The following is a 16504-nucleotide window of genomic DNA, read 5'->3' as shown; positions in this document are numbered from 1 at the left end:
CTGGAATGTTCAGCTCCTGCGCAATGTCCCCCACCGACTTCGTCTGCTCCTGAATGTACTTCACTGTACGCTGTTTGAACTCTTCGTTAAACCGTTGCCGCTGTTCACCCAAAGTGAACACCTCCTCAATATTTCTATTATCATAATTCGCTTGAGTAGGTGTCCACTTTTTATTCTAGCTGCAGTGGCATCGCTATTCGGTGCCGGGGAGCGTATCTGGCCGGAATAAGGATGTGTCGCATCGCTATTCGGTGCCGGGGAGCGTGTCTGGCCGGAATAAGGATGTGCCGCATCGCTATTCGGTGCCGGGGAGCGTATCTGGCCGGAATAAGGATGTGTCGCATCGCTATTCGGTGCCGGGGAGCGTATCTGGCCGGAATAAGGATGTGCCGCATCGCTATTCGATGATGGTGAGCGCCCCCAGTCCGAATAAACATGCGGGGTATCGTTATTTCGTGAATTGGACGCCGCCATCAATGCCGTAGGTGCGCTGCCGCTCTCGCGCGCGAGGTGCGGCAGCGCACCTACGCATCCAGCAGCTTCCGCAGCTTCTCCTCGGTGCGCGAGTCCGCGGCCGGCGTGTAGACGCTCAAGCGTAGATCGGCGCTGCCGTGCGCCTGAAGCGAGGTGAGATGGAACAGCATCTTGCCTGCTTTGGCATGCCTGAATTCCAGGGCGACCTCGGGCGCGCTGCTGACCCGGCTGTCGTTCCAGAGGCGCTCGAAGTCGGGATGGGCGGCTTTCATTTCCGCCAGAAAAGCCTCGTACCACTCATCCTCCACATACTGTCCGTAATAGGCCCGGAAGATCGCGAGGAAGCCGCTGGCGAACGACTCCCAGTTGACGGCCAGTCTGCGAAACTCCTTGCGCGTGAATACGAGCCTGATCATATTGCGATCCTCGGGCGCGATCCGGCTGAAATCCGCGAAGACGCGGACGGCCGCCTCGTTCCACCCGACGATCTGGCAGCGCCTGTCCGACACGATGGTCGGGCATTGCCGCAGCTCGTCCACGACGCGCGACAGCGAGGGCGTCATGACCGGCGGGGCTTCCCGCTCGTAGTCGACCCCGGCGGACGAGCCTCCGCTTTCGGCCAGCGAATAAAAGTATCTGCGCTCGTCGGCCGTCAGCCGCAGCGCCTCCGCCACGCACTCCAGCACGGCATGCGAAGCCTGGATGTCACGGCCTTGCTCCAGCCAGGTATACCACGTGCTGCTCACGCCCGCCAGCTGCGCTACCTCCTCCCGCCGCAGTCCCGGCGTCCGCCGTCTTCCGATATCCGGCAAGCCCACTTCCCCAGGGGACAGCTTCGCCCTCCGCGCCTTCAAAAAGGCCGACAACGCCTGCAACCGCGCCTGTTTGTTCATTCTGATCCGTCCTTTCGCACGAACGTTCCGTTAGCAGCCCCCAGTAACCGTCCGTCTGACCATTTTCTGCTTTATCGACAGCCCTGGCCCCCATGTCAATCTTGCTATATCCGGTCGCAGCTACCGCTAATAAGCTTTATTCAGGTATTCCTTATACCAGTATAACCTATAACTTGTACTAGGATATTCGCTTGTGAAATGATAGGACTATCGCAACGCACACAGGATGGAGGAGATCGGCATGGCAAGAGCGGTCATTACGGGAATGGGCGTCGTGTCGCCGCTGGGCGCGGACGTGGCTTCGTTTTGGAAGGGACTCGCAGAGGGACGCTCCGGCGTCCGGACGATTGAACATATGGATGTGTCAGGGTACAAAACGCGGATCGCGGGGCTTGTGCAGGATTTCGATGCGGAGGCGATGTTCGGTCGCAAGGAAGCGAGGCGGATGGACCGCTTCACCCAGTTCGCGCTCGCGGCGGCGGATCAGGCGATAACCCAGGCGGGGCTGGATATGGAAAAAACCGACCGCGAGCGGGTCGCCGTCTACGTCGGCTCCGGCACGGGAGGCCTCCGGACGCTGAGCGACAACGAGTCGCTGCTGCGCGAGCGCGGTCCAGACCGGGTTAGTCCGCTGCTCGTGCCGATGATGATCGCCAACATGGCCGCCGCGCAGATCAGCATCCGGTACGGCACGTACGGACCGACAATGTCGCCGGTGACGGCCTGCTCGATCGGCAACACGGCCATCGGCGAGGCGTTCCGGCTCATCCGCGCCGGAGAAGCCGACGTCGTCATCGCCGGCGGCGCCGAAGCGGCCGTGACGGAGCTGTCGCTTGCGAGCTTCGCCAACGCGACGGCGCTGTCCCGCCGCAACGACGAGCCCGAGCGGGCGAGCCGCCCGTTCGACGCTGACCGCGACGGGTTCGTGCTCGCCGAAGGCGCAGGCATCGTCGTGCTCGAATCGCTCGAGCACGCGCTGGCGCGCGGCGCGCGTCCGCTCGCCGAGGTGATCGGCTACGGCGCGAGCTCCGACGCCTACCACCAGGTCGCTACCCATCCCGAAGGCAGGGGAGCGGTCCAGGCGATGCGCGCCGCACTGCGCAGCGCGGGCATCGCGCCGGCGGACGTCGACATCGTCAGCGCGCACGCGACGAGCACCGAGCTCGGCGACGCGACGGAGACGCTCGCGATCAAGCAAGTGTTCGGCGAGCGCGCCGGCGAGGTGCCCGTCACGGCCAACAAGTCGATGACCGGCCATATGCTGGGCGCCTCCGGCGGCGCGCAGGCGATCGCGCTCGTGCAGACGCTGCGCGAGGGCATTATTCCGCCGACGATCAATCTCGATCGCGCCGATCCGGCCTGCGATCTGGACTATGTGCCGAACGAAGCGCGCCGGGGGCAGCATCTGCAGGTCGGCCTTTCCAACTCCTTCGGCTTCGGCGGGCACAATGCGGTCATCGTGCTCCGTACAATCGACGAGGTTTGATGCGAGATCGCACCGAATCCGGTTCGAGCCAGGCTGCCGACCACGGATGCCGTACAGCTCGTTTCAGCCGTCGGCATTCGTTCATCCCGTCCTTCATTTTGTTGTATAATGGGCACATCTGAGGGTGCGAGGAGCTGGATGAAGAAGATGTTCCATACGAAAAAGCTGCTGCTGCTCGGTTCGGGCGAACTGGGCAAAGAGGTCATTCTGGAGGCGCAACGCCTTGGTGCCGAGACGATCGCCGTCGACCGGTACGAAGGCGCGCCGGCCATGCATGTGGCCGACCGCAGCTATGTCATCGACATGCTGGACAAGCAAGCGCTGCGGGAGCTGATCCTGCGCGAGAAGCCCGATCTGATCGTGCCGGAGATCGAAGCGATCGCGACGGCCGAGCTTGTGAAGCTGGAGGAGGAAGGCTTCACGGTCATCCCGACGGCGCGCGCCGCGCAGCTGACGATGGACCGCGAGGGCATCCGCCGGCTGGCCGCCGAGACGCTGGGCCTGCCGACGGCCAAGTACCGCTTCGCCGACACTTTCGACGAATTCGCCGAGGCTGCGCGCGCGATGGGCTTCCCTTGCGTGGTCAAGCCGCTCATGAGTTCGTCGGGCAAAGGCCAGAGCGTTTGCCGCTCCGAGGCGGAGCTGGCTGAGAGCTGGCGGATCGCCATGGAAGGCGGCCGGGTACAGCAGGGGCGGGTCATCGTGGAGGAATTCATCCGTTTTGAGTCGGAGATCACGCTGCTGACCGTCCGAACCGCTCAAGGGACGCAGTTCTGCCCGCCCATCGGCCACGTCCAGCAGGGCGGCGACTACATCGAGTCGTGGCAGCCGCATGAGATGACCGTCCCGCAGCTGGAAGAGTCGCGGCGCATCGCACTCGCGATCACGGACGCCCTCGGCGGCGTCGGCCTGTTCGGCGTCGAGCTGTTCCTGGCCGAGGACAAGGTTTACTTCAGCGAAGTATCTCCGCGTCCGCACGATACGGGTCTCGTCACGCTCGTCAGCCAGAACCTGTCCGAGTTCGCGCTGCACGTGCGTGCGATCCTCGGCCTCCCGATCCCGGAGATCAAGCTGGCGTCGCCTGGCGCGAGCCGTCCGCTCAAGGCGCTGGAAGCCTGGGAGGACTATCGCCTCACGGGTGCCGCGGAGGCGCTCGCCGTACCGGATACGCAGCTGCGCGCCTTCGGCAAGCCGGTGACCAAGCCCGGACGCCGAATGGCCGTGGCGCTGGCCGCCGCGGATACCGTGCTCGAGGCGCGTTCGCGGGCTGCCGAGGCGCTCGGCAAGCTGGGGCTCGAACGCGAATAAACGGACTTTTCTTACAAAAGCCTCTGCTGTGCCGCGAGTTCGCGGCATGGCAGGGGCTTTTTCAATTTCCAATATCTTGGTTTAGGTGCTCGCCCTGGTCCTGTTCTTCCTGGCTCTGCTCTTTCTGGTCTTCCTTACCCTGACTCTGCCGGTCCTGATTCTGCCGGTCCTGACTCTGCCGGTCCTGACTCTGCTGGTCCTGACTCTGCTGGTCCTGACTCTGCTGGTCCTGACTCTGCTGGTCCTGATTCTGCTGGTCCTGACTCTGCTGATCCTGACCCTGCTGATCTTGACTCTGCTGGTCCCGGTTCTGATTCCCCTCGCGTACCTTGCCCTCCGCGCCGCTCCCGTTCGCATTCCCTTTTCCCTGGCCGAGCTTGCCCCTAAGCTTGGCCACCGTCCAATAAATCGTAGGTGTTAAAAATACGATCCAGGTGAACATCTGGAACGAAGGCATCATCGGCAACTTCCCGAATTCAGCCGGGAATCGGGAGAACTGAAACGCGCAAGCGAAAACGAAAGCCGTCAAGGCGAACGTCAGCGGCCGATGCGATCGGATGCGCGCATACCGCATGGCGATACGGCTTGCCATGAACAGCAGGACGGCCGTCTTAATGAGGAGCGTGGCGGACCAGATGCCGATCAGGAGCGGATCGAGATTTTCCAGGACTTCCCCAAAGGAAATAAAGCGGACGGCTTCAAGCAGCGGATACGCCATGTTCCCTGCGAGCTTGGGGCCGAACAGCAGCAAGCTGGACAGCCAGTAGGCGACCAGGACGATCACGATCAGCATCTGCATGGAAGCGAGCTTGCGCAGGGGCTTTGGCGCGGATTCGAAGAAGGGCGCGAGCAGAAAAAGCAGCGACAGATCGTTCAGCCAGCCGAGCGCAAAAAAAGTAGAGCCAACCAGCTTGCTTGCAGCCCAATGCGTAAATAGGGCGATCGTCATGCCGTAATTCATCTTAAATAGCAGGACGAACAGAACCGGAACCATCGTCGCAAATACGGAAAGGAAAAAGCCGTCGCTAAGCAGCGCGATCGATCGAATGCCGGACCGGGCGGCAAGCGCGGCGCATAGGAGGAAGCATCCCAGCATGACCGGCGTGGGCGTCCCCTCCAGATAGACCGAGATGAAAAGATCCGAATAGGCGGATGCGCACATTGAAGCGACCATCAGGCAGTAAAGGAGCACAACTGCGGAAAAGAATAGATGGGGCAAGCGGCCGACGATGCCGCCGCCATACTCGGCCCACTCCCGTCCCTTAAAACCATAGGCGAGGCGGAGGGGGAAGAAGGCGAATATCATGCTGAGAAGGCCGCCGCACGGGATGGCGACCCAGCCCAAATATCCGCCTAGCGCATACATGGGGCTCAGCATAAAGACAATCGGCGCCGCGATCAGGTGCAGCGCGAATATTCGCCATAGATGAACGAATTTAAGAGGTTTCATGTTTCGTTCAACTCCCAGCTCCTTAGCTTAGTTTTTATTTCACTTCAACATTGTATCGGCCCACCCGAATAGTCCTCGAACGATCCATACCGGCAGGGGAGACCAATCGGCGAATACCGCGGTTCCTGTGTAGCCGAGGCTCAACACCCATACGGCTATCGTTACAATGCGAGTCTTTTTATCGCCTGAAGGAATCCGGTACAGCTCGAGCGCCGCGATGCCTGCCATGATCAGCCATGCCGCCTTCATTTCGATTTCACCTCACGAATGGTCCACAACGGTTGGTTTTCCCCATCCAGATGGGTGACGCGAATGTCGGCTTTTATTTTGAAACGAACGTCTTTGGTATACACGTTTGCCCAACTATTTTTAATGCGGGACCAAAAGCGGGGATAGCGCCATTCCAGCCGGCGGCCCAACTCCAGAATATCCGCGCTCGCCTTCTGGGAATTTTCCAGCGCGTTCTGCATATCGGCGACGATCGCCGCATTCATTTGACCCTCCAGCTTGTGCAGCTCGGCGGAATCGGTGACGTCCCTGGGACTTACCGCCGATTCCAGCGTGGCTTCTGCGCTGAGTCGAATCCGGCATATAATGTCGCCTGCCGACGTGACGACGGGCGATATGCTGGCTTTTAGCCGGTTCAGCTTATAGTCGAATTTCTCTTGGCCCGACAGCACATCGTACATCGGCCCGGCCAGATTGCCTTCCGCCCAGCTGATCACTTTGGCCTCGCTGATTCCGAGTCTGCCTTTCATATGCAAATCCTGAATCATGGCGGCACCCGAGATGCCGGTCCACGGGCTGATTTTGTTGTTTTCGCTGATTAACGGTTTTTTTCCGGTTCTTAGCAGCGGGACAGACGTTCCGACGCCGGAGGCGGTGGCGACGGCCAAGTCCTTGATCGTCGTCTGTCCGACAAACTTGCGATTGCCGTACTTGCGCAGTACCTCCGCCGGCGCTCTCTCGTAGACGGGCGTCAGTTCCATGACATCCCGCGCGTCTCCCTCCGATACGAAGACGAACGTTCGAAACGGAAAGGAAGGGTTGCGGGCCGCCCATTCGAGCACATCCTGCAAGCCAACTTGCGTGGCATAGTCCGCGCTGACGACGACGGCGCGGGTCTGTCCCCAAGTGAGCTTGCGCGTCAGATCGTTCTGGATTTTGTCGAGCGCCTCCGGAATCGTATGTGCGGAGGCGGTGACGGAAGTGTAGGATTTCCCCTGCTGCGCAGTGGATTCGGTATTGCCGATCGATCCCAGCCGGTTAGGCAGCGGCGAGCCGACAGTTAACATGATCTCGCCCTGGCGCTCGCCCAGATCGAGATAGGCGCTTGTGATGAAGCTGCGGTCGTTTAACTCGATCTTGGACCAGCAGCCGGAGAGCGGCAGGGCAAGCAGTGCGACGGCGAGTATCGTGCGAGCGGCCCTATTCATGGGCGCGCTGCCTTTCCGCTGCATCCACTTTGCGGTAAGCTTCGGGGCGCGAGTTCATTCGCGTCCAATTAATCCGAATGAACGTGTCTTTCCAGTCCCGCACGGACAGCGGCGCGACGGGATGCATATACGGCACGCCAAACGAGGACAGCGATACCAGATGCCAGAAGAGGAGGAACACTCCTGTCACGAGGCCGGCCATGCCGAGCAGTCCACCGAGCAGCAGCAGCGGGAACCGGAGCAGGCGGAACGCGAGGCCCAGCTCGAAGTGCGGAATGACGAAGGAGGCGATGCCCGTGATGGAAACGACGATGACGGTCGGGGCGGATACGATGCCCGCCTGCACGGTCGCCTGCCCGATGACGATGGCGCCGATGATCGACACGGTCTGTCCGAGCGGCCTCGGGATCCGGATGCCGGCCTCCCGCAGCCCTTCGAAGATCAGTTCCATGATGAGCACCTCGGCCAGCGCGGGGAACGGAATATTTTCTCTGGCCGCCGTGATCGTCTGAAGCAGGTTGGCCGGAACGATCTCGGGGTGGAACGTCGTGACCGCGACATACACCGACGGCACAAGGAAGGACATCGCCACGAAAAACAGGCGGATCCACCGGATCCAGGTCGATGCCAAGAAATTCTGATAGTAATCTTCAGCCGATTGCATCAGCGAAAAAAAGGTGACGGGGACGATCAGCGATTGCGGCGTGCCGTCGATCATCATGCCAATGCGTCCTTCCATCAGCGCGGCGGCAAGCGTGTCGGGGCGCTCGGAATACTGGACCGTGGGAAAAGGCGTCAACGGCATGTCCTGCATCCGCTCCGCGACGTAACTGGCGCCGAGTATACTGCTCACGTCGATGGCGGCGAGCTTCTTTTTAACCTCGGTCAGCACGTCACCATTGCAGAGTCCTTCAATATAGACGAGATAAGTTTCCGTTTTCGTGAACCGTCCGAACGTATATTTCTCGACTTTGAAATCGGGATGCTTCAGCTTGTGGCGCACGAGCGCCAGATTGGTGCGGATGTTCTCTACAAACGCTTCCTGCGGCCCTACGATAACCGTCTCGTGCTGGGATTCGGTGACGGCGCGGTCGTTGTACTGCGTGACGGGAAACAGGCATGCGCCTTTCCGTCCGCCTTCGATCATCAGCGCGGCCTGCCCCTCGAGCAGCGCCGAGACGGCCTGATCGACATCCCGGCAGCGGGTGGCTTGAATAGAGACGAGCGCGCCGCCCAGCAGGCCGTCCAGCAAGTCGTTCGCTCCGAGGGAGGACTGCTCCCGGAGCGGCCGGATCAGGTGCGCGAACAACGTAGTTTTATCCACGATCGTATCGAAGTACACGAGCGTGCAGGCTACGCCGCCCGCCGAGACGGGCTGGCATACCAGGTCCTCGGAGTGCTTGAATGCGTCCAGGAGGGCGGCGAGCGGGTCTCCCGAAGCGCCGCGGACGCCGCCTCGCGCGGCAGTTCGCGTGCCGAAGCCGCCCGGCGCGCCTCCGGACGGTCGTCCATGGAGCGAATGCTGGAGCCAGGCCCGAATCAGACGTTTGAGCATGCGGGTGTCGCCGCCTCCTTTTCCGCGAATTGTTGTCAATAGTATGCAACGAAGCCAATCTTCGCATCCGCAGGCTTTTTCAGAATTTGTTCAGTAACATCTGATATAAAAGGAGTATATAAATTGCCGAGCACCGAAAATAGGAGGCACCATCATGCTGCAAACAGTTAAATTCGAAGCGAACGAAACGGCAACCAACCCCGTCGGCACGGCTATGAGCGTCATCGGAGGCAAGTGGAAGGGCGTCATTCTTTATCAGCTCATCCAGCAGGAAGCCCGGTTTAATCAGCTTCGCCGGATGATTCCCGGCATTACGCAGCGTATGTTGGTGCTGCAGCTGCGGGATTTGGAGCGCGAAGGCCTCGTTCAGCGCATCGTCTATCAGGAGACCCCGCCCAAGATCGGCTACCGGCTTACCGATTACGGCCGCACGCTGGTGCCCGTCATCCTGATGCTGAAGGAATGGGGCGAAGGCCACCAGACGGCCATGCACTGACAAAAAGAATGCGTCTCCCGTCCCGTTGACGGAGTTGACGCCTGCATGAACCAACCGAGTTACCGCGAATGCGCCGACGCATCGCGGTTTTTTATGTTTTTGGCCCGTCTTCGCATGCTGCGTTCATAAACGAACCGGCGTTTTAACGCTCCGTTAATTCAGGCTTTACAACGTCCGGCTACAATAGAGTTGCGGCCCGATATTATTTACGCAAAGCCGGACAATCGCCGATCACAAAAGGAGAGCCCGCTATGGGAATTCATGCCTACTTCAGATCGCTGGACGTGCTCGATCGGATCATTCGCTGCCCCGGCAAATTCAAGTTCGAGGAACATAGCGTCGCTGCGCACTCTTGGAAGGTCGTTCAGTATGCCAAAACCTTCGCGGATATCGAGGAGCAGCAGGGCGCGGTCATCGATTGGAAAAAGCTATACCGGATTACGAGCAGCCACGATTACGGAGAAATTTTTATCGGAGACATCAAGACGCCCGTCAAGCATTCCTCCATGCAGCTGCGCACGCTGCTGCAGCGCGTCGAGGAGGGCATGATTCATAATTTTATCGAGGAGCATATTCCGCGCGAGTTCAAGGCGATCTTCCAGGAACAGCTGCGGGAAGGCAAAGACCAGTCGATCGAGGGACTGATTCTGGAGGCGGCCGACAAGCTTGACCAGGTGTACGAGGCGTTCTCCGAGCTTCAGCGGGGCAACACGGAAAAGGAATTCGTCTCGATGTACCGCCATGCGCTCCTTAAGATTCGCAGCATACCGCTCAAATGCGTGGACTATTTCTTCGACAGCATTTTGCCGGACCTCGTCAGCGAGGAGTCGATGTCCCCCGTCGACATTCGCAAGATTACCGAGGAAGCGCTGGCGTCTGCATCGTCGCCGTCGCAGCCGTATACGGCCTGATGCCGACAGCGTTCATGCCGCGCTTGTTGCACCGATCTCTTGATTGCAAATAAAAGCTGCACTTCCAGTCCTAATCATGACTGGCGTGCAGCTTTTATCGTTTATTGCTTTATTCAGCGGTTTCTACCCGTATGCTGCCGCTATCCGTACGCACCTTAATGGTGTCGGTAGTCTGGCCGGGGGAATCCGGGGCGTGGATCGAACCGGAGTCCGAGCGAAGATCATAGTGGCCGGCAAAGGCGGCGGGCAGCTCGACGCGCACGCTGCCGGAGTCCGTGGAGACATCGGCCGAGGCGGTATCGTTCTTGGACAACCGGACGCTGCCGGAATCGGTCTTGATCGTTGCCGAGCCGGTCAAGGAAGCGATCTTGACCGAGCCGGAGTCCGAGGAGACCGTCGAGTCGGCACTCACGCCGTCGGCCTGGATGCTGCCCGAGTCCGTCTTTACCTTCAACTGCTCCGCCTGAATGGCGCTGAGCTTAACCGAACCGGAATCGGACTTGAGGTCGACCGATCCTGCCGAGATATTGGAGACCCGAAGCGAGCCCGAGTCCGAACGGATACCGATCTCCTGCGCTTGGGGGCCGTCCACGGTCACGGAACCGGCGTCCGACTTGATCGTGACGTCGTCCAGCCGGCCGGTCCCGCTCAGCGCGACGACGATCGTCTGCTTGTGGCTGCCAAAGTCGAAGTCCAGGTTAAACCATCTGCTCTTGGCATTGAGGTCGAGCTTGAGCTTGCCGTTCTGCACGGTCGCGTCCGACAGCCTGTCGATAACGTCTTGTTCTTCGTCGCCGTTCAGGGTGACGGTATTCTTGCCGTCCGCGCTCGCGACGAAGCGTACGTCCAGGCTTTTCGCTTCCCCGTCGATCTCGAGTGCCCGGAGCTCCCCTTCGTCGAACGTCCACGTCTGCGAATGAGCCGCCAGCGGCTCCGCGAAGTGGAACTTGTAATAGGCCGCGCCGCCCAAGCCAATGAGAATGAGGCCGATCGCGATCGTCACCCAGGATACCTTTTTCATAATGATGCCCTTCCTTTCCTAATGCGGGCGGACCAGGCCAGCCCGCCGGCCGTTAAGCGAATGCCGGTTTTAAATGCAGCGATCGTGCCGAGCGCGGCGAGCATGCCGAGGCCCGTCACCGCCAAGCTTGCGAACAAGGCAGCGGGGTAGCGGTCGCCGTTAATCGTCCAATCCAGCAGCACTGCAGCCGGAGCGGCGATCAGCGCGATGTTGGCCGCGGCCAGGGCGGATAGTACGGCCCACAGCGCGAGCCCGAGCGGGACGGCAAAGATGCCAAGCAGCCAGAGCAGCAGGACCGCCGCCGGATTGGCCGATCTGTTGTCGTTCACATTTGTTCCCCATTTCTGTACGTTAAGCGGCCTGCATAATTCCAAGCCTGCCGCTTCATTATAAATTGAACGCGCGCGTCAGGAAACAGACGCCGGTTGGACCGCGGCTCCGCCTCAGGTCCAGGGGAGAGTTGGCATCTGCGAGACCTGGCGGGGGACATTCGTTTGGAAGCCTTTTCGGCCGGGTAAAAAGGGAGACGAGCGTGATGCAGCTTGAAAGTTGAATCGAAGCCGGCCTGCGCAGGAGAAATTATAAACTAGGCGGTTTTAGACTATATTTTGTCACAATTCTGTGATAGAATGTTCACAGATAGCGTTTCCAGTGAAGGGAGCTGTTCTTGATGAGAAAAGACATGACGATCGCGTTGAAATGGACGGCAGCTGTTATTATTGCATTTGGCGTGATTTGCAGCGCATTGAATATGAACGAATTTAACGACGGCAACCTCGGACTGATGATCGGCATCGGGTTCCTTGTAGGCGGCCTGCAGATTCTGCTGTTCGGCGTAGCCGCGCCGCTGATGATGAAGAAGTCGGATCTCGAGCCCGAAGGGCTTGATAAGGTCGAGGATCTCGCCTGATACGAGATCGCTTCTAGGATCGAATACAACCCAAAGACTGCCTGCGCAGAGAGACTTCTCCGCGCGAGGCAGTTTTTTTGTTGCAATTGTTTGAACAAAGGTCGAAATGGTGAACAATTTATTGCTAAATATCAAACAAACATTGACGCATTTGTTAACAGCAGCGCCGTGGCCTCCGGATTTTGATATGTTAATGACATAGCGCGGAGCTCTGACGAGAGCAGCCGCAGGCCCGGCGCCAAGCCGCAATCAAGGAGTGTGAGCAAATGAAGTATAAAGGGTGGTTCCTGCGGGCGGCGGCGTTCCTGCCGCTGGCGCTGATGACGTTCCTGCTGTCGGGATGTGCGGACGTAGTCGTTCTTAATCCCAAAGGGGAGATCGCCAAGCATCAGCTTGATCTCATCTACATCACGACGGGGCTGTGTCTCATCATTATCGTGCCCGTCCTTATATTGACGTTCTGGATCGCCTGGAAATACCGGGCGAAGAGCAGAAAGAAAGAAGCGTACCAGCCGGAGTGGGATCACAGCACGAAGCTGGAAGCCGTCTGGTGGGGCATTCCGATCCTGATCATTCTGCTGATCGCGATCGTCACCGTTCAATACAGCTATAAGCTGGAGCCTTCCAAGGCGCTCGCTTCCGACGAGAAGCCGATCACGATCCAGGTCGTCGCGCTGGACTGGAAGTGGCTGTTCCTCTATCCGGAACAAGGCATCGCTACGGTTAACTACGTGCAATTCCCGGAGAAGGTTCCGGTTCAGTTCCAACTGACCGCGGACGCGCCGATGAACTCGTTCTGGATTCCGCAGCTGGGCGGCCAGATCTATACGATGTCCGGCATGGCGATGAAGCTGCATCTGATCGCGGACGAACCGGGCGATTACTTCGGCACGGGCGCGAACTTCAGCGGCGAATACTTCGGCAAGATGACCTTCAACGCCAAGGCGACGTCGCAGGCCGACTTCGACAAGTGGGTGCAGGACGTCAAGCAATCGTATCCGGCGATGAGCCAAGAAGGCTACAACGAGCTCGCGCAGCCGGCGACCTCGCTGGTGCGTTCGTTCTCCGCCTTCCCGAGCGGCATGTTCGATAATATCGTCAACAAATACGTCGTGGCAGGCGAATCCGGCCATCATCACGGCGGCGAAGCGGCTTCGTCCAAGGACGAAGCCGCCGCCGCGGACAACCAGGCCAGCCAAGATACGAGCAAGATGGACATGAGCGATATGGATATGTCCGACGCGGGCAATAGCGGCGCCGCGCATCAACATTAAGGAGGGGACCCGATTGAAGATTACCAAGCTATCCGATTTCTTCGTGACTGGGGACCCGCTCATCTACGGCGCCGACGTCGCGATCGGACTGACGATGGTCGCCATCGTCGTCGCGCTCACCGCGTTCAAGCGCTGGGGATGGCTATGGCGCGAATGGCTGACGACCGTCGATCACAAGCGGATCGGCATTATGTACGTCATCGCTTCGCTGCTCATGCTGTTCCGCGGGGGCGTCGACGCCCTGCTCATGCGGACGCAGCTGGCGCTGCCAGACAGCATGGAGTTCCTGAAGCCCGATCACTATAACGATATTTTCACGACGCACGGCGTCATTATGATTTTGTTTATGGCGATGCCGCTGATGTTCGGTCTTTTTAACCTGACCGTACCGCTGCAGATTGGGGCACGCGATGTCGCGTTTCCGCTGCTGAACTCCCTGAGCTTCTGGCTGTTCTTCATGGGCGCGATGCTGTTTAACGTCTCGTTCGTCATCGGCGGTTCGCCGGAGGCCGGCTGGTTGGCCTATCCGCCATTGTCCGAGAAGATGTTCAGTCCCGGCGTAGGGCAGGACTTCTATATCTGGGGCATTCAAATCTCGGGTATCGGCTCCCTGATGACCGGTATCAACTTTATCGTCACGATTCTGAAGATGCGCGCGCCGGGCATGAAGCTCATGAAGATGCCGATGTTCACCTGGTCGGTGCTCTCGAGCTGCGTGACGATTATCCTGGCGTTCCCGATTCTGACGGTGACGCTGGCGCTGCTCTTCATCGACCGTTACTTCGGCGCCCACTTCTTCACGCTCGACATGGGCGGCAATCCGATGATGTACATCAACCTCATCTGGATGTGGGGTCACCCCGAAGTTTACATCGTCGTACTGCCGGCGTTCGGCATATTCTCGGAGATCGTAGCCACCTTCTCCAAGAAGCGGCTGTTCGGCTACGGCTCCATGGTGTTCGCGCTGATGAGCATCAGCATATTCTCGTTCTTCACGTGGGCCCACCACTTCTTCACCATGGGCTCGGGCGCGAACGTCAACGCGTTTTTCGCCGTCACGACGATGATCATCGCGATCCCGACAGGGGTCAAAATATTCAACTGGCTGTTTACGATGTACAAGGGGAAAATTACGTTCGAGCTGCCTATGCTGTGGACGATGGCCTTCATTCCTTGCTTCGTCGTAGGCGGCATGACCGGCGTCATGCTATCCGTCGCGCCGGCCGACTTCCAGTTCCACAACAGCTACTTCCTGATCGCGCACTTCCACCAAGTGCTCATCGGCGGCGTCGTGTTCGGTTACTTCGCGGGCCTGTACTACTGGTGGCCGAAGGTGTTCGGCTTCAAGCTTAACGATAAGCTTGGGAAATGGGCGTTCTGGCTGTGGAACATCGGCTTCTATGTCTGCTTCATGCCGCAATACGTGCTCGGCCTCATGGGCATGACGCGCCGCGTCAGCTCATACAGCTGGGACACCGGTTGGTGGAGCTGGAACTTCGTCTCCACGATCGGCGGCTTCCTGATGGGGATCGGGTTCCTGTTCCAGGTGTGGCAGATTCTGCACAGCATCAAATTCATGGAGCGCGTCAAGGGCGATCCGTGGGGCGGCCGTACGCTCGAGTGGTCGATTCCTTCGCCGGCGCCGTTCTACAACTTCGCGATCACGCCGAAGGTCGAAGGCAGAGACGACTGGTGGCGCCGCAAGGAGTTGGCCGCCAAGGGCGTCCAGGATCCGCCGCCGAAGTACGAGCCGATCCACATGCCGAAAAATTCGGGTACGCCGATCGTCATGTCCCTCTTCTGGTTTATCCTGGGCTTCGGCTTCGTATTTGACTGGCTGTGGCTGATCGTGCCTGGCGCGATCGGAATCGCGGCTACGATGCTGTATCACTCGTTTAACTACGACACGGATTACTACGTAACGGTCGACGAGATTAAGAAGACCGAAGCCCAAGCGGGGAGGGTTGTCTAATGGCGCATGTCGCGGCTAATCAATCATCGCACGACCACGATCACGGCCATGACGGCCATCACGACCTCGAAGCGCTTCGGACGATGGGCTTCTGGATCTTCATCATTACCGACTGTATTATCTTCGGCACGCTGTTCGCTACGTATGCCGTACTCATGAACAGCACGGCGGGCGGCCCGACCGGCGCCGAGCTGTTCGAGATGCCGGGCGTTATCGCCGAGACGTTTATCCTGCTGACCAGCAGCTTCACCAGCGGTCTGGCCGTGTTGTCCATGAACCGGGGCGACAAGAAGGGCCTGATCGGCTGGCTGATCGTCACCGCGCTGCTGGGCGCATCCTTTATCACGCTCGAAGTAACCGAATTCCTCAAGATGATCGACGAGGGCGCCAAGATCTCGACTAGCGCCTTCCTGTCCGCCTTTTACACACTCGTCGGCACGCACGGCATCCACGTCTCCATCGGCCTGATCTGGATGATCGCGCTGATGCTGCAGGTGGCCAAGCGCGGCATCACGCCGGTGACCAAGCGCAAGATCGGCAACATCAGCTTGTATTGGCACTTTCTCGACGTCGTCTGGATCTTCGTCTTCACGATCGTGTACATGATGGGGGTGAGGTAAGATGGCGCAGCATCATGACACGCACGCCTCGCACGGCGCGGACGCGCACGAGTCCCACGGCTCGCTCAAGTCGTACGTGCTCGGCTTCGTCCTGTCGCTCATTCTGACGGCGATTCCGCTGATCCTCGTGCTGAACGATATCGTCACCGGCAACGCCGCCGACGTCGTCCTGCTCGTGACGGCCGTCCTGCAATTCGTCGTGCAGCTGTTCTTCTTCATGCACTTGAAGGAAGAGAAGAAGCCGCGCTACAACCTGATGACGCTGCTGCTCGGTCTCGTCATCGTCGTGACGATCGTGGCAGGCTCCATCTGGATCATGAAGTACAATATGGTGGCGCACTGATTCCCTCGCGGGAACTGCGGAGCACCGTATAGAAAGTGAGGGAGCAGCCCGTCGGGCTGCTCTTTCGCTTTTATATATAGTTCAGACATCGCAAATTCGGCGGCGATTCGTGACAGGTAAGCGCGCTTTTGGCGTGCTGATGCTTTTCGATGTTAACGGGTCGCAAAGCCTGCATATGTACATGTATTTTCTGTCGACCGGCGATACTTGATGTAAAGCCTGCAAATGCTCCTAGGCCCCCTAATCAAATTGGAGTCCCCCCCTACAATGTTTTAAACTAGGGATGAGGGAGATGAGCGGGATGGGAAAAAGGTTAAAGGAAGAAGCACGGCTTAGAATTGTTAAGGAAGCATTG

16 protein-coding genes are annotated in these 16504 nt (G+C 59.2%); 9 read left to right on the top strand and 7 right to left on the bottom strand.

The window, feature by feature from the left end:
- Positions 1-524: 524 nt before the first annotated feature.
- Positions 525-1367 (bottom strand): helix-turn-helix transcriptional regulator, encoded by an 843-nt coding sequence (locus tag ACFOTD_RS34175; RefSeq protein WP_378124472.1) that lies wholly within the window; start codon positions 1365-1367, stop codon positions 525-527.
- Positions 1368-1608: 241 nt separating this feature from the next.
- Between ACFOTD_RS34175 and fabF the strand changes: the two genes are divergently transcribed.
- Both fabF and purT read left to right on the top strand, forming a co-directional pair.
- Positions 1609-2853 (top strand): beta-ketoacyl-ACP synthase II, encoded by a 1245-nt coding sequence (gene fabF / locus ACFOTD_RS34170; RefSeq protein ID WP_378124471.1) that lies wholly within the window; start codon positions 1609-1611, stop codon positions 2851-2853.
- A gap of 147 nt (positions 2854-3000) precedes the next feature.
- Entirely contained in the window at positions 3001-4161 is a 1161-nt protein-coding gene (purT, locus tag ACFOTD_RS34165) for a formate-dependent phosphoribosylglycinamide formyltransferase (RefSeq protein WP_378124470.1), read from the top strand.
- A 61-nt stretch (positions 4162-4222) separates the two neighbouring features.
- Here purT and ACFOTD_RS34160 read toward each other — a convergent pair whose 3' ends face one another.
- The 4 genes from ACFOTD_RS34160 to ACFOTD_RS34145 are packed head-to-tail and all read right to left on the bottom strand — an operon-like array spanning position 4223 to position 8602.
- Complete coding sequence (locus tag ACFOTD_RS34160) at positions 4223-5611, bottom strand: GerAB/ArcD/ProY family transporter (RefSeq protein ID WP_378124469.1); 1389 nt, start codon at positions 5609-5611, stop codon at positions 4223-4225.
- A 39-nt stretch (positions 5612-5650) separates the two neighbouring features.
- Positions 5651-5860: a hypothetical protein gene (locus ACFOTD_RS34155; protein WP_378124468.1), complete on the bottom strand. Its 210-nt coding sequence runs from the start codon at positions 5858-5860 to the stop codon at positions 5651-5653.
- A complete protein-coding gene (locus ACFOTD_RS34150; RefSeq protein ID WP_378124467.1) occupies positions 5857-7047 on the bottom strand; it encodes a Ger(x)C family spore germination protein in 1191 nt (396 codons plus the stop codon). The genes ACFOTD_RS34155 and ACFOTD_RS34150 overlap by 4 nt, the downstream gene beginning before the upstream one ends.
- A complete protein-coding gene (locus tag ACFOTD_RS34145; RefSeq protein WP_378124466.1) occupies positions 7040-8602 on the bottom strand; it encodes a spore germination protein in 1563 nt (520 codons plus the stop codon). Before ACFOTD_RS34145 ends, ACFOTD_RS34150 begins: the two co-directional genes overlap by 8 nt.
- A gap of 154 nt (positions 8603-8756) precedes the next feature.
- Between ACFOTD_RS34145 and ACFOTD_RS34140 the strand changes: the two genes are divergently transcribed.
- Positions 8757-9098, top strand: a complete 342-nt coding sequence (locus ACFOTD_RS34140; protein ID WP_378124465.1) for a winged helix-turn-helix transcriptional regulator — start codon at positions 8757-8759, stop codon at positions 9096-9098.
- A 251-nt stretch (positions 9099-9349) separates the two neighbouring features.
- The gene (locus ACFOTD_RS34135; RefSeq protein ID WP_378124464.1) at positions 9350-10009 is read left to right on the top strand and encodes a YfbR-like 5'-deoxynucleotidase; all 660 of its coding nucleotides are present in this window, start codon (positions 9350-9352) and stop codon (positions 10007-10009) included.
- Between the two features lie 109 nt (positions 10010-10118).
- Here the strand turns inward: ACFOTD_RS34135 and ACFOTD_RS34130 are convergent, their stop codons facing one another.
- Both ACFOTD_RS34130 and ACFOTD_RS34125 read right to left on the bottom strand, forming a co-directional pair.
- A complete protein-coding gene (locus tag ACFOTD_RS34130) occupies positions 10119-11030 on the bottom strand; it encodes a DUF4097 family beta strand repeat-containing protein (protein ID WP_378124463.1) in 912 nt (303 codons plus the stop codon).
- The gene (locus tag ACFOTD_RS34125) at positions 11027-11359 is read right to left on the bottom strand and encodes a hypothetical protein (protein WP_378124462.1); all 333 of its coding nucleotides are present in this window, start codon (positions 11357-11359) and stop codon (positions 11027-11029) included. The genes ACFOTD_RS34130 and ACFOTD_RS34125 overlap by 4 nt, the downstream gene beginning before the upstream one ends.
- A 341-nt stretch (positions 11360-11700) precedes the next feature.
- On the opposite strand from ACFOTD_RS34125, the gene ACFOTD_RS34120 reads away from it, so the two are divergent.
- The 5 genes from ACFOTD_RS34120 to cyoD all read left to right on the top strand — a co-directional run bounded on the left by ACFOTD_RS34120 (position 11701) and on the right by cyoD (position 16149).
- Positions 11701-11940: a hypothetical protein gene (locus ACFOTD_RS34120; RefSeq protein WP_090116116.1), complete on the top strand. Its 240-nt coding sequence runs from the start codon at positions 11701-11703 to the stop codon at positions 11938-11940.
- Positions 11941-12206: 266 nt separating this feature from the next.
- Positions 12207-13214, top strand: a complete 1008-nt coding sequence (gene cyoA, locus ACFOTD_RS34115) for a ubiquinol oxidase subunit II (protein ID WP_378124460.1) — start codon at positions 12207-12209, stop codon at positions 13212-13214.
- Between the two features lie 13 nt (positions 13215-13227).
- Positions 13228-15186 carry a cbb3-type cytochrome c oxidase subunit I gene (locus tag ACFOTD_RS34110; RefSeq protein WP_378124459.1) on the top strand — a complete coding sequence of 653 codons (1959 nt, stop codon included), beginning with the start codon at positions 13228-13230 and terminating at the stop codon, positions 15184-15186.
- The gene (gene cyoC / locus ACFOTD_RS34105) at positions 15186-15806 is read left to right on the top strand and encodes a cytochrome o ubiquinol oxidase subunit III (RefSeq protein ID WP_378124458.1); all 621 of its coding nucleotides are present in this window, start codon (positions 15186-15188) and stop codon (positions 15804-15806) included. Before ACFOTD_RS34110 ends, cyoC begins: the two co-directional genes overlap by 1 nt.
- A gap of 1 nt (position 15807) precedes the next feature.
- Complete coding sequence (cyoD, locus tag ACFOTD_RS34100; RefSeq protein WP_378124457.1) at positions 15808-16149, top strand: cytochrome o ubiquinol oxidase subunit IV; 342 nt, start codon at positions 15808-15810, stop codon at positions 16147-16149.
- The last annotated feature ends 355 nt before the right edge of the window (positions 16150-16504 follow it).

The organism is Cohnella sp. GCM10012308, from assembly GCF_042649185.1.
Classification (GTDB): Bacteria; Bacillota; Bacilli; order Paenibacillales; family Paenibacillaceae; genus Cohnella.
This window is presented reverse-complemented; position numbering and strand designations above follow the sequence as displayed.